Source organism: Marinobacter sp. BW6 (genome assembly GCF_008107725.1).
Lineage (GTDB): Bacteria > Pseudomonadota > Gammaproteobacteria > Pseudomonadales > Oleiphilaceae > Marinobacter.
Window position 1 is genome coordinate 312,455 of sequence record NZ_VIRN01000068.1, and the last position, 25,609, is coordinate 338,063.

Genomic DNA, 25,609 nt, shown 5'->3' on the forward strand with positions numbered 1-25,609 from the left:
CATATCTGAACGGAGTAACCGATGAAATACAACGACCTGCGAGACTTCATTGACCAGCTGGAGAAGCTGGGTGAGCTGAAACGGATCAGCGTTGAAGTCGACCCTCATCTGGAAATGACCGAAATCTGCGACCGTACATTGCGGGCAGGTGGTCCTGCGTTGTTGTTTGAAAATCCCAAGGGCTATGACATGCCGGTGCTGGCCAACCTGTTCGGGACACCGAAACGGGTGGCGCTGGGTATGGGGCAGGATAACGTCACGGCGCTTCGGGACATTGGTAAGCTACTGGCGTTTCTCAAGGAACCAGATCCCCCCAAGGGCTTCCGGGATGCCATCGAGAAGCTTCCGCTGTTCCGGCAGGTGATGCGCATGAGTCCCAAGGTGCTGCGTTCTGCGCCGTGCCAGGACGTGGTGATCGAGAAGGATCAGGTGGACCTGTACCAGATACCGGTTCAGCACTGCTGGCCCGGCGACGCCGGGCCGCTGGTAACCTGGCCGCTGGTGATTACCCGGGGGCCTCATAAAGAGCGACAGAACCTGGGTATCTACCGGCAGCAGGTTATCGGGCGTAACCGTCTGATCATGCGCTGGCTGAGTCATCGCGGCGGTGCCCTGGATTTCCAGGAGTTCCAGAAGGCCAATCCCGGGCAACCTTACCCGGTGGCCGTGGCCCTCGGCGCCGATCCGGCAACCATTCTCGGGGCGGTAACGCCTGTGCCGGATACGCTGTCGGAATACGCCTTTGCGGGGCTGCTTCGCGGCAGCCGGACCGAGCTGGTCAAGGCGGGCCTGAGTGACCTGCAGGTGCCGGCGAGCGCAGAGATTGTGCTCGAAGGTTTCATCTATCCGGATGACATGGCGCCGGAAGGACCGTTCGGTGATCACACCGGCTATTACAATGAAGTGGACCAATTTCCGGTGTTCACCGTAGAACGGATCACTCATCGCAAGCACCCGATCTATCACAGCACCTACACCGGTCGTCCTCCCGATGAGCCAGCAATTCTCGGAGTGGCTCTGAATGAGGTCTTTATCCCGATTCTGCAAAAGCAGTTTCCGGAGATCGTGGATTTCTACCTGCCGCCGGAGGGCTGTTCCTATCGCCTTGCAGTGGTGACCATGAAGAAACAGTACCCTGGCCATGCCAAACGGGTGATGATGGGGGTATGGTCTTTCCTGCGGCAATTCATGTACACCAAGTTCGTGATTGTCACAGATGACGACGTGAATGCCCGTAACTGGGAAGACGTGATCTGGGCGATCACCACCCGGATGGATCCTGTCCGGGATACCACGCTGGTGGAGAACACGCCCATCGATTATCTGGACTTTGCCTCGCCGGTTTCCGGCCTGGGTTCCAAAATGGGGATGGATGCCACTAACAAGTGGCCGGGTGAGACCACCCGTGAATGGGGTGAGCCGATCGCCATGACCGAAGACGTAAAAAAGCGTGTCGACGAGATGTGGGATACCCTGGGCATTGAAAGTCCGGCATCCCGCCCCGACTGATATGGGCAGTGAACACAGGGCGGTGCGGCTTTGGCCCTCTGGTATCGCCTTCACTGCGGCTTCGCAGTCAGACTTGCTCGGCGCAGCCGCACGGGCTGGCATTGCTGTGCCGGCAGCCTGCCGCAATGGGGTATGTGAAATCTGCGAGGCCCGATTACTGAAGGGCGCCGCGCTTAATACCCGAAACCAACAGACTATAGAGGTCGGTGAGTGCTTGATGATGTGCCGAAGCATCGCGCTCACGGATCTGGAACTGGAGATATCCGCCGTTATGGCAGCTGGAAAACATCAGCCTGGCAAGTTTCAGGCAAAGGTCGTGGACGTACGTTCCATCAGTCACGATGTGTATCGCGTTGAGCTGCAGCTCCCGCGGCGTCGGGAACTGTCATTTCACGCCGGGCAGTATCTGTCGGTCAATCTGCCTGACGCAGACCCCTGTTACTTTTCCATCGCCAGCAGCCCATCGGCCCAGAATATCGAGTTGCATATCCAGGCGACCCCCGAGTGGGTGTCGGCGCAGAAGGTTATTGATGCCCTGACGTCCGGTGGCGAAGTGACCGTGGAGCTGCCCCACGGCAAGGCCTGCCTGGCATCAATGCCGACAAAACCGCTGTTGCTGGTGGCCGCCGGCACCGGCTTTGCCCAGATGAAGAGCCTGGTGGATTACCTCCGCGAAACGTCCTACGACCAACCGGTCAAGCTGTACTGGGGAGTGCGTCGGCACGAGGACATGTATCTTCGTGCCCTGGCACAGCAGTGGCAGGACGAGTGGCCCCATTTCACGTTCCTGCCGGTGGTGGGGGATGATGAGGATAACGACTGGGCCGGCCATCACGACCAGCTGGTTCGCGCGGTTCTTGCTTCGGGTATGGACTGGAACAACGTTGAAGTCCATGCCAGCGGTTCGCCCACCATGGTGTACACCCTGATGGATGCCCTGGTAGATGCGGGCCTGCCCGAAGAGGCGTTCTTTTCTGATGTGCTGGAGTACGCACCGAGGACCTGAATCAGGCCCTCGGCATCGGCAGTTCCGGCAGCCCGTTATCCCTGGCCAGCCCCTGCATTAGTAGTTTGACGCTGGCTTCTTCCTCGCCCATGTGGGCATTCAGGCGGCTCAGCTCTGCCAGGGCCTCCCGGCTACGCTTCAGCCGCAGACTGGTTTCGAAATATTCCCGGGCCTTGCCCCAGAGTTCGTTGCGCAGGCTTAGCCGACCCAGCGCCAGCAGGAGTTCGGGGTTGTTGGGCCGGTCTTTCAGCCATTGTTCGGCCAGTAACAACTGTTCATCCGGTTTCTGGCCCTTCACCCGCCCGTAGAGGTTGATCAGCTCATCGCTCCAGTGGTTGCGCAGCACCTTGCGCAACAGGGTTTCGGTCTGAACCTCGTCGCCAAGGTTGGCAAGCAGGCGGGCGTAGTCCCGGATCGTGTATTCGTCGCGGCGCAGGAAGCCCGGGAGTTCGTCCCAGAGCCTGGTCAGCGGTTCCAGCGACGCCTCAGGGTCCTCTTTCTGCTGACGCCGGCAATCCTCGGCGGCACGCTCCAACAGGTTGTGCCAGACCTGCCGTTCGAGATCGTTGAGTTCCGCTTCCGAAAGCACACTGCGTTTTCGCAGCTCAGGCAATAATCTGGACAATTCGCGCCAGTCTTCCAGGCGCAGGTAGGTGTTTTTCAGCAGTTTCAGAACAAAGGGATGATGGGGCGACTGTTTGCGCAGGCGAATCAGGGTTGCCAAGGCCTGCTCGAGCCGGTTGCCCGCCAGTTGCAGTTGGGCCTGGGTGATACCGACGGCCATGTCGGAACCCGGAGTGCTATCGAAAGCCTTGCGCAGCAGTTCATCCACGGCTTCGTGATCACCAGACTCGAACGACGCCTGGGCAGCGGCAAGATAATTGATCAAGGGCGTGTCCGCATGGCTGGCGGAGGATGTCAGCAGTTTTCGGGCTCTGGGCCAGTTGCCCTCGGCCAGTGCCAGAAGACCCTGGGTGGTCCGCCGCCGGGCGCGGCGTTCATTGCCCCGAGCAATCCAGCCTGCCACCAGACCGGTGCTGGCCCTGAGTCTGCGGATAAAGTTGATGGCCAGCACTGTCAGGATGATCAGGGCAACGATCACACCCAGTCCCACCCAGAAGTTGGTTTCGATCAGGTAATGACCAAGGCTGATTCGAATGTAGCCCAGATCATATTGCAACCCGAGGGACAGGCCGGTGCCAATCAGCAGCGCCAGCAGAACGATCAGTAACAGGCGAATCATGAATCATCGCCTCCATTACCACCGCCGGCGTTATCCTCGCCATTACCGTTATTGGTATTGAGGCGTCCGGCCAGCCGCTCCTTGAGAAGGGCGAGGGACTGACTGATATCCGGCAGTTCCGGGTCGACGTTCTTGCCAGCCAGCTCAGCCAGGGTTTCACTCAGGGCGGTGACCCGGGGATTGCTTGCGTTGTACCAGTCGTCGATGGTGGTTCGGGCCTTGGTAAGGGCGCGCTCATACAGCGGCTGGTTGCCCCGCAATACCGCCATCTCCGCCTCTTCCAGCATCAGCTGGAGGTTGAGTCGGGCATAGGCGCTCTGGTCGGGAGAGAGCAGCGGCTTGACCGGCTCGTCCATGCGGCGCACAACCACCACCTGCATCAGGGTTGCTTTCACCTTGTTCCAGGCCTGTGCCACGGCGCCGGGTTCTTCGCCGGTTCCAGCGCTTTCTCCTTGTGCAGCGTTGACGACAAAGCCGGGCGCGTTCTCGCTGATCAGGGCCTGGTCGGTGAGCTGATGAATGCTGTCGATGGCCGCTTCCAGTTTCAGATAGAGACCGGTCCGGTCGACGCCTGCGAGGCCTTTGAGTGCGAGGATTTCGCGGGCCAATTGCTGGCGAACCGGGTAAACACCGATGTCGTCGGATTCAGTGAGTACTTCGTCTGCCGCTTCCAGGGCCGACATGGCTCCGCGAATGTCTTTTTCGATCATCAACCGCTGATTGGCAATGCGCAGCAGATATTCCGCCTCTGCCAGCAGCCAGTCCGTGCGTGTGCGGTTTCCGGCTTCCAGCAGTTCACGGGCATTGTGGTCGATCTGGCGCTGCTGGGTGGCAATCAGTTCCCGCTGGCTTGCCAGTTTCTCTTCCAGAGACTGCAGGCGCTGGCTCTGTTGGCTGCCACGGTCGCCATAACGATCTTCAAGCTGTGCGGTGTCTTGTTGCAGGGCCTGGAGCGTCTGCATGACGGACTGATGGTTGTTCCACTGTTGCCAGCTCCACAGAGCCAGGGCGAGCGCGATGATCAGGGCGAGAATGGCGACCAGCCATACCGGCCAAAGCTTCTGGCGGGCCGGCGGTTCCTTGGAAACGGTTGCGGGCAGTTGATTCGTTGTCTCTGTCACGGGCGTCCTTACTTGGCTTTTCCGGAGCCACCGTCCCGGCCGGCAAGTTGCGCTGCAACCGTGGCCACGATGTCGTTATCGGCAAGGCTTCCTGGTATACACGGATTTCGGAATCCCGCTGCCCGGGCCTGTTCGGCAACCCGATCTGCGGGAACAATCAATAACCTATCGTATAGATTATGGCCGCTATTCGCACATAGTGCGATGAGATTGTTCAAGGTTTCTCCGGACAGGGCGATGATGGCCTGCGGAGCAAAGGTGTCGAGGGTGGCCCGGATCTGCTCCGGGGAGTGGTCCGGGCGAAAACGTCGATACAGGGCAAGCGGGGTGACTCGGGCGCCCCGGGATTCGAGGGTTTCCCGGATAAGTTCGCGCCCGGATTCGCCGCGGGCGAGCAGAACCCGTTCACCTTGCAGTTTTTGCAGCGACGGTAGTGCCAGGAGCGCTTCACTGGTCCAGCCCTCGGGCGGTCTGCGTGGGCTGAGGTCGTGTTCCGCAAGCACTGCGGCTGTGCCAGCGCCAACACCATACCAGCGGATGCCCATGGGAACCTGGGGCCACCAGGTGTCCACCTCTTTCAGCAAAAGGCGGGCGGCGAACGGGCTGACCGCGATCACGTGGGAAAATTCATCCAGGCTGAGGATGAGTGTGCGGCGCTCGGGCGTTTCCGGCAGAGGTTCCCGGTTAATCAGCGGCAGGATATGTACATCGGCACCGGCTGAACGAAACCGGCTGGCCAGCCGGGAGGCCTCGGGTTCGGGTCGGCAGATCAGGATCCGCCGACCAACCAGATCAGGCTCAGGTTGGTGTATGGCCATAGATTTCAGCCAGCACCTTGTCGGCCCCGAGAGCGAGCAGGTCCTCGGCCAGTTCGCGGCCCAGACGTTCGCCTTCCGCCCTTGGCGCGCGGCCTTCGACCCGGAAAATCTGGGTGCCATCAACCGCGCCTACCAGGCCCCGCAGCCAGATTGTATCGTCGTCCTCAAGAAGCGCGTACGCCGCGATTGGCACCTGACAACCGCCCTCCAGCCGACGGTTCAGAGCTCTTTCGGCGGTGACGCGATCCCAGGTGTCTTTATGTTTCAGGGGTTCAAGCATGGCTAGCAGATCCTGGTCATCGACCCGGCATTCAATGCCCAGGGCGCCCTGGCCGACCGCCGGCAGCGACACCGTGTCGGGCAGGCAGTAGCGGATGCGCTCGTGAAAGCCCAGGCGCTTAAGCCCGGAGCTGGCCAGTACAATGGCTTCGTATTCGCCGGCATCAAGCTTGGCCAGCCGGGTGTTGACGTTGCCGCGCAGCACGCGAATCTCCAGGTCCGGCCGGTAGGCCCGAAGCTGAGCCTCCCGGCGCAGGCTCGCGGTGCCCACTACGGCACCATGGGGCAGGGCGTCAACGTTGTCGTAACGATTGCTGACGAAGGCGTCGGTCGGGTCTTCCCGCTCGCAGATAGCGACCAGCCCAAGCCCTTCCGGAAATTCCATGGGCACGTCCTTCATGGAGTGGACCGCCAGATCGGCCCGACCGTCCAGCATGGCTTCTTCCAGTTCCTTGACGAACAGGCCCTTGCCGCCAATTTTGGCCAGTGGCACGTCCAGGATCTTGTCACCCTGGGTCTTGATCTTGACCAGTTCCACGGTGATGTTGTCGTGCAGCCTTTCCAGCTCGGCCTTGATGAATTCCGCCTGCCACAGCGCCAGTGCGCTGCTGCGGGTTGCAATGCGAAGGGTACGTTTGGACATGACACTCACTGTCGGTTCGAAAAATGTCCGCCAAGGTTACCTTGTGGCGGCATAAAAGTCCCGTGGCTACCACCTTTGGGAGTGCTGCGGAGTCAGCCTGGCTGGTGCTCCTGTAGCCGCTGGCGAACGCTGCTGGCGTGACGGCGGCTGACCGGAAGCTCACCCTCACCATCCTTTAGCACGACCAGGTTTTGGCCATCCGGCGTCCGTTTCAGCCCCTGGATAAAGCGCGCGCCCACCAGAGTGTTCCGATGGATTCTTAGCAGAGTGCTCGGGTAACTGTTTTCCAGCTCCTTCAGGGTATAGTCACACACGGTCTCACCCCGAGCATGATGAATGGTGACGTATTTCTGATCTGCCTCGCAGTAGAGGATTTCCGACAGATCAATCAGCTCGGTGCCCCGGTGGGTGCGCACCGCCAGCTGCTCCTGGCTCTGGCCCGTCTGTCCGCTCAGAGCCTGCAGCTGCACCCGGTTGACCCTGCCGGCCCTCGCAAGGGCATCCGCCAAGGCCTCCTTGCGAACCGGTTTGAGCAGGTAGGCGATGGCCTGAACGTCGAACGCCTGGATGGCGTAATGGTCGTACGCGGTGCAGAAAATCAGGGCGGGTGGATTTGCGAGCTGACTCAGGCGGCTGGCGGCCTCCATGCCATCCATGCCCGGCATGCGGATGTCCAGCAGCAAAATGTCCGGCTCAAGTTCCGCGACCTGTTTCAGAGAGCTGTCGCCGTCTGCAGCGTCGCCACAGACCCTATATCCCGGGAGCGCTTCCACCAGCCGGCGGATGCGCTCCCGGGCCAGGGGTTCGTCGTCGGCGATCAGGACACTGCGGGTATCAGTCATGACTGGCCTCAATTCGCTTGCTCATGGATTCATGCCTTGCGGGCTTTGTGTTCGCTGGCCTTTTGCCGGGGCAGCCTGAGGGTAACGGTATACACATCGTTCTGGTGGCTGTGTTTCAAGACCGCCGGTTCGCCGAAGAGCGCCTGGAGCCGCGCCTGTATGTTGGCCAGCGCCATACGGTTGCCGTCGTGTTGCTGATTATTCTGGTCCGGCTTCGGGTTCTGCACCAGCAGGTAGACAAAGTTGCCTTTGGCCTGGGCCTCAATTCGCACGGTGCCCCCGTCCGGGCGGGGCTGAATGCCGTGGTAGATGGCGTTTTCTACCAGTGGCTGCAGAGTGAGCGGGGGAATTGCCTGTTGCTCGAGGCCGTCCTCAATCTGCCATTCCAGCTTCAGGCGGTCGCCGAGACGCAGTGCTTCGATGGCCAGGTAGCGCTGGCACAATTCCAGTTCCCTGGACAGCGGGATCAACTGATCGCCGGTGCGAAGGCTGGCGCGAAACAGTTCCGACAGGTCCAGCACCGCCTCTTCCGCCCGTTCCGGGTTGACCGCAATCAGGCTGGCAATGGTGTTCATGCTGTTGAACAGGAAGTGGGGCTGTATGCGAGCCTGAAGCGATGCCAGATGCGCCTGCATTTCCGCCTCCCGCTGCTGTTGCCACTGATGTTGCAGGTAAAAATAGCGCAGCACCATGAGCACGATCAGCAAGGCCAGCAGCATTTTCTTGGCCACGCCCTGCCAGACTGCCACGCCAGCCTGGGGGTGCAGTACGCTGTCGGCAAACAGGCTGAACGCCAGCACATCCAGCAGCACAATGGCCACAATGGCGGTTGTGGCGCCGGCGACTGACATCCGGCTGAGCCTGGACCGGAGGAGACAGATTAGGGCAGCACTGGTGAGGGTGGTCCACTGCACGAACAGCGACAGCAGTCCGAAGTAATTCCAGTCGATCCAGCCTCGATCCGCCTGCACAATAGCCAGCACCAGAACCAGCAGTTCACTGGTTACCAGCAACAGGAACACGGCTCTTACCCGGCACAGGTCCGGAACGAAGAACTCGCTCGCTGTCACACCTTTGTCCCCGTTACGGGGTGTCTCCTTTACCCGGGTCAGAATGGTATACTCCCGCCACGTTCAATGTACCCAGTTCCCGCCAGATGATGCCGGGCTGTCAGCAGGAAAGATAGACCATGACGGATCAGAAAAAGTCTGACCAGACCACAAGCTCTGAAAAACCCTGGGGCGGACGCTTCAGTGAACCTACCGATGCTTTTGTTGAGAAATTTACCGCATCTGTGGGATTTGACCAGCGCCTGTACCATCACGACATCACCGGTTCCATCGCCCATGCCACCATGCTGGCCGAAGTTGGTGTGCTCACCACTGAGGAGCGGGATCAGATCATCGAAGGCCTGAAAGGGGTCAAGGCGGACATTGAGGCCGGCAAGTTCCAGTGGTCCGTCAGTCTTGAAGATGTGCACATGAACATCGAGGCGCGTCTGACCGACCGTATCGGCATCACCGGCAAGAAACTGCACACAGGCCGTAGCCGCAACGACCAGGTGGCCACCGATATCCGTTTGTACCTGCGGGACGAGATCGACGTCATTGCCGAGGAACTGAAGCGCCTGCAAGCCGGCCTGTTGGACCTGGCCGAGCGTGAAGCGGATACCATTATGCCTGGCTTCACCCACCTGCAAACCGCCCAGCCGGTAACCTTCGGGCACCACCTGCTGGCCTGGTATGAGATGCTGGTGCGGGACGCCGAGCGTCTGCAGGATTGCCGCAAGCGGGTCAACGTGATGCCCCTGGGTGCGGCGGCACTGGCCGGTACCACCTATCCGATCGATCGGGCAATGACCGCTAGGCTGCTGGGTTTTGACCGGCCCAGCGAGAACAGTCTGGATTCCGTCAGCGACCGGGACTTTGCCATCGAGTTCTGCAGCTTTGGTGCGCTGCTGATGACGCATCTGTCACGGTTCAGCGAGGAGCTGGTGCTCTGGACGTCCGCCCAGTTCGATTTCATTGATCTGCCCGACCGCTTTTGCACCGGCTCGTCCATCATGCCCCAGAAAAAGAATCCGGATGTGCCGGAGCTGGTTCGGGGCAAGACCGGGCGTGTTAACGGCCACCTGATCAGCCTGCTGACCCTGATGAAGAGCCAGCCGCTGGCCTACAACAAGGACAATCAGGAAGACAAGGAGCCCCTGTTTGATACCGTGGATACCCTCAAGGGCTGCCTGAAAGCCTACGCCGACATGATTCCGGCCATTCGCTCCAAGGCCGACAACATGCGGGTTGCGGCCAAGCGCGGTTTCTCAACCGCCACCGATCTGGCGGATTACCTGGTAAAGAAAGGTGTGCCCTTCCGGGATGCCCACGAAATCGTCGGAAAATCAGTGGCTTTTGGTGTGGCCGAGGGACGTGACCTGTCTGATATGACCCTGGAAGAGTTGCAGCAGTTCTCCGATCATATCGGTGCCGACGTCTTTGATGTCCTGACCCTGGAAGGTTCGGTTCAGGCCCGTGACCACCTCGGTGGTACAGCACCCAACCAGGTGCGCGCGGCGGTTGGCCGGGCCCGCACTCAACTGGGCTAAACCAGGTTCCTGCTGGGGGCGGATCGGCTAGCCGCCAATTCGCCCCGTAGTCAGATCCACCGCTGCAGGGGTCAGTTTGTCCAGCGGTTGCGGGCGGAATAGCCGGTAACCCTGGCCGTAATGAATGCCCAGAGTCCGAACCTTTCGCAGAGCGTCGTCGCTTTCGATAAATGTTGCCACCGTAACCTTGCCGGCGGCCTCGGCAATCCGGTGCAGGGCCTCCAGCATCACCTGCTGCACCGGATCCTCTTCCAGATGTTGAACCATTCTCCGATCCAGCTTGATGATGTCCACCGGCAACTTGGCGGCCAGGCTATAGCTTTCCACCGAAGCACCTGCGCCATCCAGGGCAACGCGGAAGCCCGCCCGATGAAGTGCGTCGCAGAGCACGGCCACGTCGTCGGGGTACTGGGTGGCATGGGCTTCGCGAATTTCCAGGCAGAAACAGCTAGGGTCAAACGGTGACTCGCTCAGGACGTCGGCCATAAAGTCGGCGAAGGTGTCGTCCAGCACGCTGGCCAGAGACAGGTTGAATCCGCAGTATTTCAATCGCGGTTCCAGCAACGGTTGGTTGCCGAGCCAGTCCAGGGTTTGCCGGATCACCTGGCGATCCAGACGTTTGGCAAGGTCGAATCGCTCCGCGATGGGCAGGAAGTCCTCGGGCTTCAGCGCCGCCTCGTTATTCGAGGTCGTCGGAATCCGGCAGAGTATTTCAATGTGGTCGCCCCAGGTGGGGCTGGCCACGGGTCTCATTGCCTGGTATTCGAGAAGCAGAGTGTGATTATCCAGCGCTTCGCGGATCTGCTCGACTCGTTTGCTGGCGGTTGAGTCGTCGGCCTGGTGGGCAAGGGCCCTGGCCGCGTGGACCCGATTGCGTCCGGACGTCTTGGCGGTATGGCACAGGTCGGCCGCCTGGCTCAGAAGCTGTTCCGGATCTCCGGGGACCTCTCTGTCCAGGATCAGAAGGCCGCCGGAAGCGGTAGTCTGGAGCTTGTGGCCCTGCCAGTCGAAGACAAAGTCTCCAATCAGATCGAGGGTTTCCTGGGCAATCTTGCGGGCCCGTGCTTCCGGACAGTTCTCAATCAGCAGGGCGAAGGTGTCTCCGGCCAGGCGGGCCAGGGCGTCCCGCTGGCGAACACGCACGCCCAGGTTGCCGGCCAGTTCCCGGAGATAGCGGTCGCAGGTGCCGCTGCCGGCAAGCTCGTTAAAGCGTTCGAATTCATCAAGATCCAGGTAGAGCAGGCTGTCACAGGATTCCCTATGGGTTTTCTGCTCCAGGGTTCTGAGAACCCGGGCGATGAATGCCTTGCGATTCATCAGGCCGGTAACCGGATCGTGACGTATCCGGTATTCCTCGCTTGAGGCGTGGTTCAGCCTCGGTTCGATACGCCTCGCCACGTGCACAGCGCCGGTGATCTCGCCCTGGTCATTGGTCAGGCGCTGGTAGTGGAATTCATGCACTGGTAATTCGCGCGCCTGCTGGGCCATGGGCATCTCAACCACGAAACTGTCTCGTTCGAAGGCCCGGTGCCAAAGCCGCTCCATCAGCCTGCGTTCGTTCGGAAATTCCAGCAGAAGATCGCTCAGGCTATCGCCGGCTTTGGGTTGCCGACCAAAGGTTTCGGAAAACTGCCTGGCCCAGGCGTCATTGAAGTGGAGCAGGTTGAACGAGGCATCGACGGCGACAACCAGATCGGAGGTGGCGCTAGTGGTGGCTGCGAGGATTGCGTTCGCATGCCGGCGAGCCCTGTCGAGTTGCATGTCGGCGGTGCGGTCCACCAGAGTGCCGCCGAGCTTGGGAATCCTGCCGCCCTGCTTCAAGGCCCGACAACTGAGAGTCACCCGCCGCTGGTTCTGTCGTGAGGTGACGATATCGAGCTCGAGAGAAAACGGTTCGCCCGTGCGGAGGCCGCGCCGGAACATCGCCCGGACCCTGGCCTGCCCGGTCTGGCAGTAGAAAAGCGCCTGCTCGGGGGTGATTTCGGCCCCGGGTCTCAGCTCTAGAAGCTGGAACATCCCCTCGGTCCAGGTCATTTCATTGGTTCGGGTGTCCAGTTCCCAGATACCAAAACCGGCACTGCTCTCGGCCCCCCGCAACAGACGCGAATCTCTGGTGGAACTGTCGCACAAGGTTATCGTAGCACTGGCCGCCTTGTCGGAATCCCGCATGTCGAGCCGCAGGCTCAGGCAGGCGGTGTAGAAAAAACCTTCCTTGTGCCGGAAGGTCACCAGAACGTTCTGGCCCTGTTCAATCCGATGGCGATTCGCCGGTGCGAACGGATCATCCTGGCGTGATGCCAGGATCCGGTGTACCGGCTGCCCCTCCAGTTCACTGCTGTCATAACCGAGCACCGTCTCGGCCTGGTGGTCGGCGAACAGTACTTTGCCTTCATCGTCGATGCGTAAAACGGTCTGGCGCTCAGATGCCGGGGACGGTTCCGAGCGATAGCGGCGGATGATGAATTCTTTCACAGCGGGTGAGCCTCGCGTGTTCTCCAGCTTTTATTTTTCTAAAGGTTTTGCCACGATGCCGACATCATACTCATACTGATCCTGAAAAGAACCTCTCTGCGGAGCCGCCTTGACCGCCCACGTTGCCCCGATTTCCCTCGACTTTGAGGAGGGAATAGATCGAAAGACCCTTCGTCGTCTGAGGGACCGGTTTCTATTGGTCAATCAGCAGCGCTGGAACCGTGCCCATTCGGCCTTGTCCTATCGCCAGCAGATGGTGCTGGAAATTCTGCCTCTGGTTTTTCATCTCAACCATCCGGCATTGCCTGGTTACCTGGACAGCGATTGCCCCTATGGCCTGAGTAATTACATTCCGTCACCGGAGACGATCAACGCGGCACGTCGGCTGGCCCGAACTTTCTCACTCAAAGATGAGGGCAAGCGCAAGCCGGATCTGGATGCTATGTTCCTGATGGGCAGTCCCGGAACCCTGGGCCACTCGGTGGCCAGTGATCTTGATGTCTGGCTCTGCCACCGCAGCGATTTGTCAGAGCGGGGAATCCGTTGTCTGGAACGCAAGGCCGGTAAGCTGGCCCGCTGGGCGGAATCCTTTGGTGTGGAGCTTCACGTCTTCGTCTTCTGTGCCTCGGACTGGCGGGCGGGCCGGCAGCGGGCCGAGGTAACCGGCGAGAACTGTGGCAGTGCCCAGCACTTCCTGTTGCTGGATGAGTTCTACCGGACCAGTATCCATCTGGCCGGCGCCTGGCCCATGTGGTGGCTGGTTCCTCCAGAGCACGAGGCCAACTATGACGACTGCATGCGCAAGTTGGTGGATTTCCGGTTTGTGCGTGCGGAGGATTACATCGATTTTGGTCCGGTTCCGGCGATTCCCGAGGCAGAATTCCTCGGTGCCGGTGTCTGGCAGCTCTACAAAGGGATTGATGCGCCCTGGAAGTCCATTCTTAAGCTGCTTCTGATTGAATGTTATGCACGGACCACCGACGAGGCCTTGTTGTCCAGTGAGTTCAAACAGGCTGTGTTCGGGGGGGAGACCGATGCCGACAGTCTCGACCCTTATGTCATGCTTTATGATCGCCTCGAAGGCTGGCTTGTTGGTCCGGAAGTGGCCTCGAGGCTGGATCTGATTCGCCGGAGCCTGTATCTGAAAGCCGGTTTGCCACTGACCCGGTCCGAGGTTTCCGGAGAGCAGTGGCGCGCCCGCCTGCTGCGTCAACTGGTGACACGCTGGGGCTGGTCCGAGAGTACGCTGGCAGAGCTGGACGAGCGCCAGAGCTGGCGTGCAGAGGATGTCACCACCTTGCGTCGAACCATTGTCAACGAACTGACCCATGGTTACCGTTTACTGTCGAAAATGGCCAGGGAGCATGGCCAGCGGGCCGCCATCAGTGCCAACGATATCAACCTGCTGGGCCGCAAGCTCTATGCGGCGTTTCAACGCAAAGCCGGCAAGATTGAACAGATCAACCCGGGACTGGCCCCCTCGCTGGCCGAGGAAAATCTGGCGTTCCATCATCAGTCGGAGCAGGGGGGAGACGCCGACGGCTGGCTGCTCTACCGGGATCTGGAGGATCCGGCCGATGCCTTCTGGCAGCCTGTTATTCGTCGCTCCGGCAATCTCGCGGAACTGATGGTCTGGTGCTACTGCAATGGCCTGCTGACCCGTTCAACACGGCTGAACGTACGTTCCGGAACCAGTATTGCCTCGGTCAGCGAGTTGCGGGAAATGCTGGATGCCCTGTCCGCGTTCCTGCCATTTCCGATTGCGCCGGCCGAGCGGGAGGCATTGTCCCGGGGTGTCCGGCCCCTGAGAAATCTGCTGCTGGTGAATGTGGGTGTCGATCCCCAGGCGCATCTCACGGAAAAGGGGCTTCACAAGCTCAGTTCCCGACATGATTCGCTGGGCTTCAGTGGTGGTCGAGAGAATCTGGTCATCAGTATTGACCAGATTACCTTCAACAGTTGGCACGAGGTGAGCCTTCAGCACTACGCCGCTGGCGATACCCTTATCCAGTGCCTGAAGAATGTCCTCGCCTCGGTGGCAGCAAACCCTGACGAATTGCCCGGCGTTCAGGTGCACTGCCACAACCGGGGCCATGGCTCGGCCATTGCCCGCCGGGTTCAGGAGCTGTTTGCCGATGTGCTTCGACCCTTCTTTGCCGGCGCTACTGGCCCGCATCCGCTGCGCTATGTAATCGAGATGGATCGTCGCTACTTCCTGCTCCAGTTCAACGGTCTGGAGCCGGGGTTTGTTGCCCTGGAGAGCTTCGAGGCGCTGATGGAGCATCTGGCATTGCCGCAGGAACGGTACCTTCCGGTGGTATTCGATCGCTACGCGCTGCAGGAAGAGCCGGCCTTGCGGGCGGTTTGCCTGGCCAGCGAACCGGACAACATCCAGGTGTTCTACCGTATTCTTGGCGACCGGGCCCGACTCTGGGTGGTTGACGAGCTGGGCTCGGTGTTCAGTTGGGAGCAGGCGGTGACCAGCCGCAGGCACTTGCTGGTGCCGGTACTGCGGTTTCTCGATAACCTGATTGAGCGGCGGTTGCTGCGCCATACCGATTCGGCTGGCGTTGTGGCGGACGTTCAGTGTTATGAGATTGTCCGGCGTGACGGGACCTGGCGCGCCGAGTACCGGCCGGAATCGGATTCGGGCGTACCCCTGCCCGGGTTTGAGGTGCAGGCTGTGGGCATTCACGAGGGCGACAGTCGTCTGCGCTTCGACATCTTCTGCGGTGACCAGGAATTCAGCGTCCAGGAGTATGGTGACCAATTGATTCCGGCGGTGGCCCACTACATCCGATCCCTGCGCCAGAGTGACGAGGTGTATCCGGTGTATCTGACCGACGTTCATCTGCCCCACGACCTCGACCCCCGGGTGTATCAGCAGGATATCCAGACCAGCCAGTACCTCTATTACCGGTCTTTGCTGCAGGATTCCCTTAACCGACACCTTGCAAAGACGCGCTGACCTCGCGGCCCGGGGCGGGTGTCAGGTATACTGCGCCCATAGTGAACTCAGGGGTAGGTAGCCGATATGCGAGCGTGGACTCTCCCGATCATGGTGCTGATGCTGGCTCTGTTTGTGAGCGGTTGCGGCCAGAAAGGTCCGTTGTACCGTGACAGTCAGGCCGCTTCGACGACGTCCGGGGCGGATTCGGCCCAGGACCAGTCGGACCGAAAAGACATCCGCGACTAGCGCGCTGGCCTTCAGGCCCCGTTAAACGAATCAGGAAACTCATGGATCATTTCAACTACCGCGACGGCGAACTTTACGCCGAGGAAGTCCCTGTCTCTGCCATCGCCGATCGTTTTGGTACACCCGCCTATGTCTACTCGCGCGCGACGCTTGAGCGGCATTATCGGGCCTATGACGATGCCCTGCGGGATCACCCGCACCTGGTGTGTTATGCCGTGAAAGCCAACAGTAATCTGGCGGTGCTGAACGTGCTGGCCCGCCTCGGTGCCGGCTTCGATATTGTTTCGGCCGGTGAACTGGAGCGGGTATTGCGGGCCGGTGGCGACCCGTCCCGGGTCGTCTTCTCCGGCGTTGGCAAGCAGGAGTGGGAAATGAAGCGGGCGCTTGAGGTGGGCGTGCGCTGCTTCAATGTGGAATCCGATACCGAGCTGGACCGGCTCAATGCGGTGGCGGGCGAGCTCGGCGTGAAGGCGCCCATCTCTCTGCGGGTGAATCCAGATGTTGACGCCGGCACCCATCCCTACATTTCCACGGGGCTGAAAGAGAACAAGTTCGGGATCGATATTGCCGAAGCCCCGGAGGTTTATGCTCGCGCTGCTGGCATGTCGAACCTTGAGGTGAAGGGCGTGGATTGCCACATCGGCTCCCAGCTGACCAGTGTGTCCCCGTTCCTGGACGCCCTGGATCGGGTGCTGGCCTTGATTGACACCCTGGCAGGCGAGGGGATTCACATTCACCACCTGGATATGGGAGGTGGTCTGGGTGTTACCTACAACCAGGAACAGCCGCCGCAGCCGTCGGATTATGTGAAGGCACTGGCCGAACGGCTGGGTGACCGGAAGCTGGAGCTGATCCTTGAACCAGGCCGTTCCATTGCCGCCAATGCCGGGATCCTGGTGACCAGGGTCGAGTTCCTGAAGTGCACCGAGCACCGGAACTTTGCCATCATTGATGCTGCCATGAACGATCTGATCCGTCCGGCCCTGTATAGCGCCTGGCAGGCGATTATTCCGGTCACGCCACACCAGGAAGGCGAGGAAAAATCCTGGGATCTGGTCGGTCCGGTGTGTGAAACCGGCGACTTCCTGGGTAAGGACCGTCATCTTCGCCTGCAGGCTGGCGATTTGCTGGCAGTTCGCTCTGCCGGCGCCTACGGCTTTGTCATGAGTTCTAATTACAACACTCGGAATCGGCCGCCGGAACTGATGGTCGATGGTGACCAGGTGCATGTGGTTCGTCGCCGTGAAACTCTCGAAGACCAGCTCGCACCCGAGAGCTGCCTTCCGGAATGAGCGGGGGCGAGGAGATGACACAGCAACGCCGGAGTCAGGGTCCCATGCTTCGATTTACCAAGATGCACGGGCTGGGTAACGATTTCATGGTGGTGGATGCCATCAGCCAGCCGTTCCGTCTGCGCCCGGACATGATCCGGGACCTGGCCAACCGGAACTTCGGGATTGGCTTCGACCAGCTTCTGGTGGTAGAGCCGCCCGGGCTGCCGGATGTCGATTTCCGCTACCGCATCTTCAATGCGGATGGCTCCGAGGTGGAGCAGTGCGGCAATGGTGCTCGCTGTTTCGCCCGGTTTGTCCGTGACCAGCGTCTGACCAATAAAAAGGTGATCCGGGTTCAAACTGCGAAGGGTGTCATCGAGCTTCGTGTTGGTCGAGAAGGTATGGTCATGGTCAACATGGGCGTGCCCGAGTTCAACCCGCCGGCCATTCCCTTTGCCGCCGACCGCCGCAAGGATGTTTACACAGTGGATGTCGATGGCCAGACAGCGGAGCTGAGCGCTTTGTCCATGGGCAATCCCCATGGTGTGTTACTGGTAGAGGACGTGGACCAGGCGCCTGTGCAAACGCTGGGGCCCAAGCTGGAGCGGCATCCCCGATTCCCGGCCCGGGCCAATATCGGGTTTTTGCAGATCCTGGATCGCACCCATGTTCGTCTCCGGGTGTTTGAGCGGGGCTCCGGCGAGACCCTGGCTTGCGGCAGTGGCGCCTGTGCCGCAGTTGTAGCCGGCTGTTTGCGAGGCCTCTTGGATGCCCGCGTGGAAGTGGAGTTGAGGGGGGGCAAGCTCGTCATCGAATGGCAGGGTGAAGGCACCCCTGTTATGATGGAAGGGCCTGCAACCAGCGTATTTGAGGGGCAGTTAAGGCTGCCGGGTGATTCTGGTGGTCGCCGCCGCAGGAGCGGACGCCCCCATAAACAACGAGCCTGACAGCCAGGAGTAATCCATGACAGAACAAACGGCCCGCCAGAAGGCCGGTGATCTCACCCGGGAAGAGGTGGCGGACTACCTGCGAGCCAACCCCGATTTCTTTGTCGACCAGGACGAACTGCTGCGCAGTCTCACCCTGCCTCACGACAGTGGCCGGGCTATTTCCCTGGTGGAACGCCAGGTACACCTTTTTCGGGAGCAGCGGGACACCCTGCGCAGAGAGCTGGTGGAGCTGGTGTCCATTGCCCGTCACAACGACCGGTTGTTCGAGAAGAGCAAGCGTCTGTTGATGCAGGTGATTGAAGCCCGGACGCTCAACGATATGGCTGCGGCCATTGATGACAGCATCCGTGGTGATTTCGGCCTCGACGCGGCTTCCGTACTCTTGTTTACCGATGTCGAGCTGCCCGAGGCCTCCCAGGGCGCGTTGCATGTGGTGAGTCCATCTATGGCTCGTGAGCGGCTCGGTAGCCTGCTGGAAGGTGAGAGGGCCGTGTGCGGCCAGTTCCGGGAGAGCGAACGTGAGTTTCTATTCCCGGACCGTGAAGAGCCGATTGCCTCTGTGGCTCTGGTGCCGCTAAGGCATGATGAGCTGGTGGGCGTGTTTGCGGTCGGCAGTTGCCAGGCAGGCTATTTTGATCAGAGCATGGGTTCGCTGTTCCTGAGCTACATCAGCGATACCCTCAGCCGCCTGCTGCCGCCCATGGTGCAGCGCCATACTGCAGCTGCTCCGGTCACCGATATGGCAACGGAGTCCCGCTAAGGTGTCAGAGGCTCCGGAGAGTCCGGCGGTGCCCCATGAGCTTTCCGGGCCGCTGACGGATTTTATCCGGCACCTGGCCTCCGAAAAGCGCCATTCTCCAAGAACCTGCGACAGCTACCAGCGCGACTTGCTGCGTCTGGCGGGCTGGTTGAGCCAGGGTGGCTTTACCAGCTGGCAGCGGGCGACCAATCATGACCTTCGCCGCTACGTGGCGACGCTCAGCCGGGAGGGCCTTTCAGGGCGAAGCATTGCCCGGCATCTCTCCGCGACCCGTCGTTTTTATCAGTTCCTGCTCAGGGAAAAGCTGGCCTCCGATAATCCGGCGCTGGATATCCGTGCCCCCAAGAGTGGGCGTCGTCTGCCCCGAGTGGCGGACGTGGATCAGCTGAATCATCTGCTGGATGGCCAGCCGGATGAGCCACTGGAAGTCCGCGATCTGTGCATGTTCGAGCTGATGTACTCCTCCGGACTGCGGTTGGCGGAGTTGGCGAGTCTGGATCTGGATACCGTCGATCTGCGTGGCGGTGAAGTCCGCGTGTTGGGGAAGGGCGGCAAGGAACGGTTGCTGCCGGTAGGCCGAAAAGCGATCGCGGCCATTCAGGCGTGGCTGCCATGCAGGGCGGCGCTGGCCAATGACGGTGAAACGGCGCTGTTTGTCAGCCAGAGGGGCGAGCGACTCAGCCACCGCAGTATCCAGGCCCGCCTCAGCCGCTGGGGAATCAGCCGCGGTGCCGACCAGAAACTCCATCCACACCTGCTGCGTCACTCTTTTGCCAGTCACATGCTTGAATCCAGTGGTGACCTGAGAGCCGTACAAGAGCTACTGGGGCACGCCGACATCGCCACAACCCAGGTCTATACTCATCTTGATTTTCAACATTTGGCACGGGTTTATGATCAGAGTCACCCCAGAGCACGTCGTGATAAGTATCATGGTAAGACCAGTGGCGAGCGTTCCTGAGACCGGCAGCGGGCGGGACGAGCTTTTTCAAACATCAACAGAACAGTAAGGATAGGCGGGAGCGCTTCATGGCATCGGATCAGTCCTGGAAGGAAAAGTACCTTCAGGAACTCGAGTCTGCAGATAACCGGGAAAAGCAGTGGAAGGCGGAACGGAACACCCTCGAGCGTATGCTGGTGCGTACCAGTCTTGCATCCGAAGGCCAGACACCGGAACTGGACCGTCTGCTGGAGCGAATTCGCAAGGACCTGCGGAAAAACCGGGTGGACGTGGACGCCTGGAAGGAATTGCAGGACCAGATTGATCGCCAGGTTGCCCTTCTTGATGAACGCGAGTCCGCCAACGACAAGAAACCTTCCTTTTTCTCTCGAAAATCGCGGGAACCAGAACCCCAGCAACAGCAGCAACAGGCGAGTCCAGAAACTCCGCCCGAGAGCACCGCCCCCCCAGAGTCCGCACCGGGTAATGAGCAGGACATCGAAGACAATGCTCAGCGATTGCGTATTGCTCGCCGGGTTGGGCAGCTGTTAGGCCAGATGCTTGCCCAGGTCTCTCTAGAGCCCGCGGCGGAGGCACGGGCGCGGGCACTGCAGCAATCCCTGCTTGCCAGTAACGACTGGGACGAATTGCGGGAAGGGCTGAACCATGTCGCCGAACTGGTAATAGCCGCGGTAACCCGGAGCAAGCGGGAATTCGAGGCCTTCCTCAAGCGTCTGGATGAACGTCTGGAGCTACTGAGGGAACACTTCTCGGCTCAGTCTTCGGCTCAGTCCGGTCGGCTGGATGCCTCCGAACATCTTGACCGGGAAATCCGTGAGGAGATTGAGCGGGTGGGGCAGCGATTGCAGGAGAGCGATAACCTTCAGGATCTCAAGCAGTCGGTCAGTCGTCACCTTGCGTCCATCGGTCAGGCCGTTGGCCGCTTCCGGAGCCAGGAATCGGAGCGGGAGCGGGCGCTTTCGGAGCAGCTTGAGGCGATGCAGGAGAAAGTGGCGGCCATGGAGACTCATTCCGAGCAGATGCAGGAACAGGTCCGCAAGGAACGGCTTCGGGCCATGACCGATCTGCTCACCGAGTTGCCCAATCGCGAAGCCTGGCAGGAGCGGCTGTCATTCGAGTACAACCGCTGGCAACGTTATAGCCACCCGCTGACCGTTGGTGTGTTGGATATCGATCTGTTCAAACGGATTAACGATAGTTACGGCCACAAGGCGGGGGACAGGGTGCTTCAGCTGGTCGCGAGGGAGTTCCGGGTACGTTTGCGCACCACCGACTTTGTGGCCCGGTTCGGCGGTGAGGAATTTGTGGTGCTGTTTCCGGAGACCCAGCCGGCAGATGCCCGGCAGGTGGTAGATAAATTGCGCGAGCATGTCGGCAAGCTGCCGTTCCACTTCCGCGGGGAGCCGGTCACCGTTACCTTCTCCGCTGGTCTGGCGGGCTTTGTTGCCGGCGACACCGAGGAATCGGTGTTTGACCGCGCCGACCGCGCCCTTTATCAGGCCAAGGACGCGGGCCGCGATCAGGTCATCATCAGCGAAAGCGCCACCGCTCAGTGACGCATCATTGCGTCCAGCTCGTCGATCACCTCTGCCCAGTCGCTGTCCTCCTCCAGGCCTTCTTCCAGGAAGTGGGACTGGCTTTCGGACCAGATGGGAGCATCCTGGATCGCAACCTCGCTTGGCAGGGGCGAGTACCTGGCGACAAAATCCTCAATGCTTTTGGCGTCAGACGCCAGGCCAAGTTGCTCGAACAAAGTATTGAGGGTGTGTTTGCTGGTGTCCATGGGCATTCGTCTCCCGTTGGCCGTTTGCCTGAATGAAATCAAAGGCGTTTGCAGGTATTGTTCCCTGAAATGTAGCGGAACCCTTGAGGATATCCAGTGAAGGTTACCCTTGCCTTTCTACTATGCTGCCTGTTGGCGTTGTTTCAATCCCCTCTGCGGGCAGAACCGCCCCAAGCGTCGCCGGCACCCGTGCTTGGCAAGCAAGAGCTGACCTGGCTGGAAGGTCAGGATCGCTTTCGCATCGGTCTTCGCAGTGATCAGGTCCCGCTGATTTTTGATACCGGTAATGGCGTTCTTGCCGGGACCTACATTGACTACCTCGCCAGGCTCTCAGATAAGCTGGGCGTCACCATGGAGCCCGTTATTCTGGAAACAGGGCAGGAGCGTGGCCCGGTTCAGAACGAGTTGGCAACCGATGCGGTTCTGACCACGCGGACGCCCGGGATGCCAGTGGTTCCCGGCAAACGCTTTACCGACCCCCTGATGTCCCTTACCTATGGCGTTTTCGTCAGCGCCGGGGACGCTGCCATTCGGACCCTTGCCGATCTTGAGGGCAGCCGTATTGCGGTGATTGATGGTGACCCCAACCAATACCCCATGCTGGACCCGGTTGAAAAGTTCACACCGGTTCCGGTGAGCAATGTCAGCGAAGCTGTCGGGCGGATTCTCTCAGGGCAGGCCGATGCCTTTCTGGCGCCGGTTCCGGTGGTTTCCGATTACCTGCAGTCGGCCATGGTGAATGGCATTGGTCTGTCGGTACTGCTCGATAGTAGCCCGGTGGATGTGGTGTTGCGGGTGGATACTGATCATGACCGTCTTTATCAGGTGCTGAACAAGGCCATTGCCGCAATCAGCCACAACGAGCACCGTACCATCCGCCAGTCGTGGCTGCAGGCCGACCAGCCGGCGATGGAGCGAAGTGGGCTGGAGCTGTCTGGATCGGACATCGATTGGCTCAAGCGGCACCCGAATCTGAAGGTTGCCTTTCGCTCCGACTGGCCGCCGTTTGAATACACCCAGGATGGCCGGCCCACCGGCCTTGTTCCGGACCTGCTGACACGGCTTGAAACCGAGCTCAACGTCCGGTTTACCCGCTCCGTGGCCGGGAGCCGAATGGATGCCGAAGAGCAGCTCCGATCGGGCGAGGTGGATATACTCCCGGGGCTGTCCAGGACGCCGCGCACTGAAGAGGCATTTCTGTTCACCCGGGCCTATCTGACCGTGCCCATCGCTCTCGCCATCCGGGATGACGGCCGTTTTATCGGCGATCTCAGAGAACTTCGCAATGAACGGGTGGGTGTGGTGAATCGGCATGCGGCCCATGATTACCTGCTGATCAATCATCCGAACCTGAACCTGTATCCCATGGATACCGTGGAGGAGGGGCTGCTGGCGCTGTCCAACGGCGACCTGGATGTCATGGTTACACACATTCCGGCGGTCAGTTACACCGTGGCCAGGCTGGGACTTTCAAACCTCAGAATTACCAGTATCACCCCGTACCAATACGATCTGAGGCTGGCGGTACGCAAGGACAATCCGGAATTACATCGGGTGCTGAATAAGGCGCTGGGCAGCCTCGAGGCCAGCGAGACAGAGTCCATCTATAATCGCTGGATCCATCTGGATATCGAGCAGGAAACCGATTACACCGTGGTGCGCCGGGTAGTGCTGATCGCCATTCTGGTGGTACTGATCTTCCTGTACTGGAACCGGAAACTGTCCAGGGAAGTGGATGAGCGCATACGTTCCGAGAATGCCCTGCGCCGAAGCGAGGACGAATTGCGTGCCGCCAAGCTGGAAGCCGAACGTCTTGCCCGCGAAGCGGAGGCCGCCAGTCTGGCCAAGAGTGAGTTCCTGGCCAATATGTCGCACGAAATCCGGACGCCTATGAATGCGGTGATCGGCTACAGCGATCTGCTCAGCAAAAGCGTCACCGATCCGCAGCAGCGGAACTATCTGGACGCCATCCGGGCCGGAAGCCGGAGCCTGCTGATGCTGATCAATGACATCTTGGACCTGTCCCGTATCGAGGCAGGAAAGATGAGGTTGGACTATTCCGCGGTATCGGTGCGTCGTCTTCTCGACGATGTTCGCCACATCTTTGATCTTCGGGCCCGGGAGCAGGGAATCACTCTGGAAGTGAGTGTCGACTCACGGATGCCCGGTGCCATGATGCTGGACGAGACCCGCCTCCGGCAGGTCCTGTTTAATCTGGTCGGCAATGCCATCAAATTTACCCATGAAGGTGGTGTGACGGTCAGGGCCACCGCGAAGCCGCTCAAGAACCAGTCTCCGGAAGATGTGCCGAGCCCGGAAGCGCCGGAGCGCCAGTATTACAAGCTGGTCGTGACGGTCAAAGATAGTGGTATCGGGATTCCTCAGGACCAGGTTGAGCGGATCTTTGATGCCTTTGAGCAGCAGGAGGGGCAGAATACCCGGCGCTACGGCGGTACTGGCCTCGGGTTGGCAATCAGCCGGAAGCTGGCCCGGATGATGGGCGGCGAGCTGGAAGTGGAGAGTGAGCCCGGCACCGGTTCGGTCTTTACTGTAACGTTGCCACGGGTCGAAGCCACCGTCGAACAGGCGGAAGACGAGGGGGCGCCGAAGGAATCAGACAGGCTGCTGGCCCAGACTCTCAGTATGCAGGAGCGGGGTTGGCTGAGGGAGCAGTTGGCGACGGACTTCGGTGATGAATGGGAATCGGTGAGAGAGAGTGGCGACCCGGAGCAGATGAAAGACTTTGCCCGCCGGGTGCTGGCCTGGGGCCAGCGGTTCCGCTCCCGGTCCGTGACCCGCTACGGGGAAAAACTGCTGGCGGATGTCGAGGCGTTCAACCTGGATGCAGTCAACACGGCCCTTGAGGCATTTCCGAAACTGCTGGGTCGTGAGGACTGAGTTCTAAAGGCAATCGAACTGCGAGCGGCGGTCGAAAGCGACTGAGACCATGTCGTAACCGGAATCCGACAGCTGGCGGATCAGGTCGTGATCTTTCAGCAGGGTCATGCAGACCTTGTGGACGCTGGCCTGAAGCTGTGCTGATTCCATCTGATTCGAGGCCAGGCGAAAATCCACAATCAGGTACTTGCGGTCGACCGCGGCGCTGGCAGGAATATCCTGTCGTTCAACGCTCTCGTACCCGATATAGGTTGCCTGGGCTTCCGGGAACACCTGACTCATGAGTACGTCGAGGTTTTCTCCACGGGCAAGCTGGGCTGAGAGCAATAGGGCTGCGACAGCGAGGCGAAGCGAATGCTTGATGGTCATTGGAGGCCACTCCCTGGTGACAATCCGGTTGGTCTGTAACCAAGTGTAAAGTTTGGTTACCGTTGATTATTGCAAAGTCTGTCGCATTTTGCGCGATATGTGGCAGTAATTTTTCAATTGTTTGCAGTCTCGATACAGTAACGGGCTGGCTTTCGGGCTCCCGGTGCGCGATACGATCAACTATGATGTGATAAAGACGGACGTTAAGAGGAAGACGCATGTTTCAGCTTGTCTTTAAAGGGGAATGCGTTCCCGGAACGGATACGGAAACGGCGCGCAACAATGCTCGCACGCTGTTCAAGGCGTCTCTTGAGCAGGTTGACCGCATGTTCAGTGGCCAGCCGGTGGTTATTCGCAATAAGCTGGAAGAGGTTCAGGCTGAAAAGTACCGGGCGGTGCTGAAAAAGCACGGTATGGTGGCGTATGTTCAGTCCATGTCCGAGGCCCGGCCCGCTGCGGGTGCAACACCACCACAACCCAGTCCCTCGGCCCCGGCAAGCCAGCCGCGTCAGAAGCCGGCGCCTGCTGCCCCGCCGGCGGAAGGTAAGCGTAGTGGGGTTCCCGAAACCGAGCCGGGTGATCGTCTGGCGGTGGCGGGCGAGAAGGTGGACGCGATTCTCTCCGGCTCCGGTCTGAGCCTGGACCCGGTCGGCGTCACTCTGGCGGAGCAGACCGAAGTGGAACCACCGATGTTCCAGCATCTGGACGAATGGAGTTTGGCTCCGGCCGGCAGTGACCTTGGTGTGGAGCGAGACCTTCCGCCGCCGGTGGTACCCGACGTATCCCACCTGTCCCTTGCGGACGACGATTCCCAGGAACGGAAATGATCCCATTGTGAATTCGGGGAATCGTCAGGCACGATCGGCCATGTGCCTGTTGTTCAGCA

21 protein-coding genes are annotated in these 25,609 nt (G+C 60.2%); 12 read left to right on the forward strand and 9 right to left on the reverse strand.

The features are described 5' to 3' along the window. The first annotated feature begins 21 nt into the window (after positions 1–21). Both ubiD and FMN52_RS18330 read left to right on the forward strand, forming a co-directional pair. Positions 22–1,509, forward strand: coding sequence for a 4-hydroxy-3-polyprenylbenzoate decarboxylase (gene ubiD, locus FMN52_RS18325; protein WP_148610052.1), 1,488 nt, complete (start codon positions 22–24; stop codon positions 1,507–1,509). Between the two features lies 1 nt (position 1,510). Further along, positions 1,511–2,515 (forward strand): 2Fe-2S iron-sulfur cluster-binding protein, encoded by a 1,005-nt coding sequence (locus FMN52_RS18330; RefSeq protein WP_148610053.1) that lies wholly within the window; start codon positions 1,511–1,513, stop codon positions 2,513–2,515. Between the two features lies 1 nt (position 2,516). On the opposite strand, the gene FMN52_RS18335 is transcribed toward FMN52_RS18330, so the two are convergent. From FMN52_RS18335 to FMN52_RS18360, 6 genes are all read right to left on the reverse strand, one after another. Continuing rightward, the gene (locus FMN52_RS18335) at positions 2,517–3,758 is read right to left on the reverse strand and encodes a heme biosynthesis HemY N-terminal domain-containing protein (protein ID WP_148610054.1); all 1,242 of its coding nucleotides are present in this window, start codon (positions 3,756–3,758) and stop codon (positions 2,517–2,519) included. Beyond that, positions 3,755–4,879, reverse strand: coding sequence for a uroporphyrinogen-III C-methyltransferase (locus FMN52_RS18340; RefSeq protein WP_148610055.1), 1,125 nt, complete (start codon positions 4,877–4,879; stop codon positions 3,755–3,757). The genes FMN52_RS18335 and FMN52_RS18340 overlap by 4 nt, the downstream gene beginning before the upstream one ends. An 8-nt stretch (positions 4,880–4,887) precedes the next feature. Continuing rightward, positions 4,888–5,697, reverse strand: a complete 810-nt coding sequence (locus FMN52_RS18345) for a uroporphyrinogen-III synthase (RefSeq protein WP_148610056.1) — start codon at positions 5,695–5,697, stop codon at positions 4,888–4,890. After that, entirely contained in the window at positions 5,678–6,619 is a 942-nt protein-coding gene (gene hemC / locus FMN52_RS18350; protein ID WP_148610057.1) for a hydroxymethylbilane synthase, read from the reverse strand. The genes FMN52_RS18345 and hemC overlap by 20 nt, the downstream gene beginning before the upstream one ends. A 92-nt stretch (positions 6,620–6,711) precedes the next feature. Further along, entirely contained in the window at positions 6,712–7,461 is a 750-nt protein-coding gene (locus FMN52_RS18355) for a LytTR family DNA-binding domain-containing protein (protein WP_148610058.1), read from the reverse strand. Positions 7,462–7,490: 29 nt separating this feature from the next. Further along, the gene (locus FMN52_RS18360; RefSeq protein ID WP_148610059.1) at positions 7,491–8,531 is read right to left on the reverse strand and encodes a sensor histidine kinase; all 1,041 of its coding nucleotides are present in this window, start codon (positions 8,529–8,531) and stop codon (positions 7,491–7,493) included. A gap of 119 nt (positions 8,532–8,650) precedes the next feature. On the opposite strand from FMN52_RS18360, the gene argH reads away from it, so the two are divergent. Further along, the gene (argH, locus tag FMN52_RS18365) at positions 8,651–10,060 is read left to right on the forward strand and encodes an argininosuccinate lyase (protein ID WP_148610060.1); all 1,410 of its coding nucleotides are present in this window, start codon (positions 8,651–8,653) and stop codon (positions 10,058–10,060) included. A gap of 27 nt (positions 10,061–10,087) precedes the next feature. Here argH and FMN52_RS18370 read toward each other — a convergent pair whose 3' ends face one another. Continuing rightward, the gene (locus FMN52_RS18370; RefSeq protein ID WP_148610061.1) at positions 10,088–12,532 is read right to left on the reverse strand and encodes an EAL domain-containing protein; all 2,445 of its coding nucleotides are present in this window, start codon (positions 12,530–12,532) and stop codon (positions 10,088–10,090) included. A gap of 109 nt (positions 12,533–12,641) precedes the next feature. Between FMN52_RS18370 and FMN52_RS18375 the strand changes: the two genes are divergently transcribed. The 7 genes from FMN52_RS18375 (at position 12,642) to FMN52_RS18405 (ending at position 21,229) form a co-directional block, all read left to right on the forward strand. Then, positions 12,642–15,500 (forward strand): class I adenylate cyclase, encoded by a 2,859-nt coding sequence (locus FMN52_RS18375; RefSeq protein ID WP_148610062.1) that lies wholly within the window; start codon positions 12,642–12,644, stop codon positions 15,498–15,500. A 66-nt stretch (positions 15,501–15,566) separates the two neighbouring features. Continuing rightward, positions 15,567–15,728, forward strand: coding sequence for a lipoprotein (locus FMN52_RS18380; protein WP_240339531.1), 162 nt, complete (start codon positions 15,567–15,569; stop codon positions 15,726–15,728). Positions 15,729–15,769: 41 nt separating this feature from the next. Then, positions 15,770–17,020 carry a diaminopimelate decarboxylase gene (gene lysA / locus FMN52_RS18385; RefSeq protein ID WP_148610063.1) on the forward strand — a complete coding sequence of 417 codons (1,251 nt, stop codon included), beginning with the start codon at positions 15,770–15,772 and terminating at the stop codon, positions 17,018–17,020. Positions 17,021–17,034: 14 nt separating this feature from the next. Beyond that, complete coding sequence (dapF, locus tag FMN52_RS18390; RefSeq protein WP_148610064.1) at positions 17,035–17,949, forward strand: diaminopimelate epimerase; 915 nt, start codon at positions 17,035–17,037, stop codon at positions 17,947–17,949. A gap of 16 nt (positions 17,950–17,965) precedes the next feature. Beyond that, the gene (locus FMN52_RS18395; RefSeq protein WP_148610065.1) at positions 17,966–18,712 is read left to right on the forward strand and encodes a DUF484 family protein; all 747 of its coding nucleotides are present in this window, start codon (positions 17,966–17,968) and stop codon (positions 18,710–18,712) included. Between the two features lie 28 nt (positions 18,713–18,740). Next, complete coding sequence (gene xerC, locus FMN52_RS18400; protein ID WP_148610098.1) at positions 18,741–19,673, forward strand: tyrosine recombinase XerC; 933 nt, start codon at positions 18,741–18,743, stop codon at positions 19,671–19,673. A gap of 68 nt (positions 19,674–19,741) precedes the next feature. Then, complete coding sequence (locus tag FMN52_RS18405; RefSeq protein ID WP_148610066.1) at positions 19,742–21,229, forward strand: GGDEF domain-containing protein; 1,488 nt, start codon at positions 19,742–19,744, stop codon at positions 21,227–21,229. On the opposite strand, the gene FMN52_RS18410 is transcribed toward FMN52_RS18405, so the two are convergent. Continuing rightward, a complete protein-coding gene (locus FMN52_RS18410) occupies positions 21,223–21,456 on the reverse strand; it encodes a DUF2789 domain-containing protein (protein ID WP_148610067.1) in 234 nt (77 codons plus the stop codon). The genes FMN52_RS18405 and FMN52_RS18410 overlap by 7 nt on opposite strands. Before the next feature lie 96 nt (positions 21,457–21,552). Here FMN52_RS18410 and FMN52_RS18415 point away from each other — a divergent pair, with 96 nt between their 5' ends. Then, the gene (locus tag FMN52_RS18415; protein ID WP_148610068.1) at positions 21,553–24,354 is read left to right on the forward strand and encodes a transporter substrate-binding domain-containing protein; all 2,802 of its coding nucleotides are present in this window, start codon (positions 21,553–21,555) and stop codon (positions 24,352–24,354) included. Positions 24,355–24,357: 3 nt separating this feature from the next. Here FMN52_RS18415 and FMN52_RS18420 read toward each other — a convergent pair whose 3' ends face one another. Then, positions 24,358–24,723: a hypothetical protein gene (locus FMN52_RS18420; protein ID WP_148610069.1), complete on the reverse strand. Its 366-nt coding sequence runs from the start codon at positions 24,721–24,723 to the stop codon at positions 24,358–24,360. A 218-nt stretch (positions 24,724–24,941) separates the two neighbouring features. Between FMN52_RS18420 and FMN52_RS18425 the strand changes: the two genes are divergently transcribed. Next, positions 24,942–25,550, forward strand: a complete 609-nt coding sequence (locus tag FMN52_RS18425; RefSeq protein ID WP_148610070.1) for a hypothetical protein — start codon at positions 24,942–24,944, stop codon at positions 25,548–25,550. The last annotated feature ends 59 nt before the right edge of the window (positions 25,551–25,609 follow it).

Excerpts from the sequence above, each read along its gene's own strand:
- FMN52_RS18395 (WP_148610065.1), top strand. The coding sequence starts at position 17,966 with ATGACAGAACAAACGGCCCGCCAGAAGGCCGGTGATCTCACCCGGGAA.
- hemC (WP_148610057.1), bottom strand. The coding sequence starts at position 6,619 with ATGTCCAAACGTACCCTTCGCATTGCAACCCGCAGCAGCGCACTGGCG.
- argH (WP_148610060.1), top strand. The coding sequence starts at position 8,651 with ATGACGGATCAGAAAAAGTCTGACCAGACCACAAGCTCTGAAAAACCC.
- lysA (WP_148610063.1), top strand. The coding sequence starts at position 15,770 with ATGGATCATTTCAACTACCGCGACGGCGAACTTTACGCCGAGGAAGTC.
- FMN52_RS18330 (WP_148610053.1), top strand. The coding sequence starts at position 1,511 with ATGGGCAGTGAACACAGGGCGGTGCGGCTTTGGCCCTCTGGTATCGCC.
- FMN52_RS18425 (WP_148610070.1), top strand. The coding sequence starts at position 24,942 with ATGTTTCAGCTTGTCTTTAAAGGGGAATGCGTTCCCGGAACGGATACG.
- FMN52_RS18335 (WP_148610054.1), bottom strand. The coding sequence starts at position 3,758 with ATGATTCGCCTGTTACTGATCGTTCTGCTGGCGCTGCTGATTGGCACC.
- FMN52_RS18380 (WP_240339531.1), top strand. The coding sequence starts at position 15,567 with ATGCGAGCGTGGACTCTCCCGATCATGGTGCTGATGCTGGCTCTGTTT.
- FMN52_RS18345 (WP_148610056.1), bottom strand. The coding sequence starts at position 5,697 with ATGGCCATACACCAACCTGAGCCTGATCTGGTTGGTCGGCGGATCCTG.
- FMN52_RS18420 (WP_148610069.1), bottom strand. The coding sequence starts at position 24,723 with ATGACCATCAAGCATTCGCTTCGCCTCGCTGTCGCAGCCCTATTGCTC.
- ubiD (WP_148610052.1), top strand. The coding sequence starts at position 22 with ATGAAATACAACGACCTGCGAGACTTCATTGACCAGCTGGAGAAGCTG.
- dapF (WP_148610064.1), top strand. The coding sequence starts at position 17,035 with ATGACACAGCAACGCCGGAGTCAGGGTCCCATGCTTCGATTTACCAAG.
- FMN52_RS18355 (WP_148610058.1), bottom strand. The coding sequence starts at position 7,461 with ATGACTGATACCCGCAGTGTCCTGATCGCCGACGACGAACCCCTGGCC.
- FMN52_RS18410 (WP_148610067.1), bottom strand. The coding sequence starts at position 21,456 with ATGGACACCAGCAAACACACCCTCAATACTTTGTTCGAGCAACTTGGC.
- FMN52_RS18405 (WP_148610066.1), top strand. The coding sequence starts at position 19,742 with ATGGCATCGGATCAGTCCTGGAAGGAAAAGTACCTTCAGGAACTCGAG.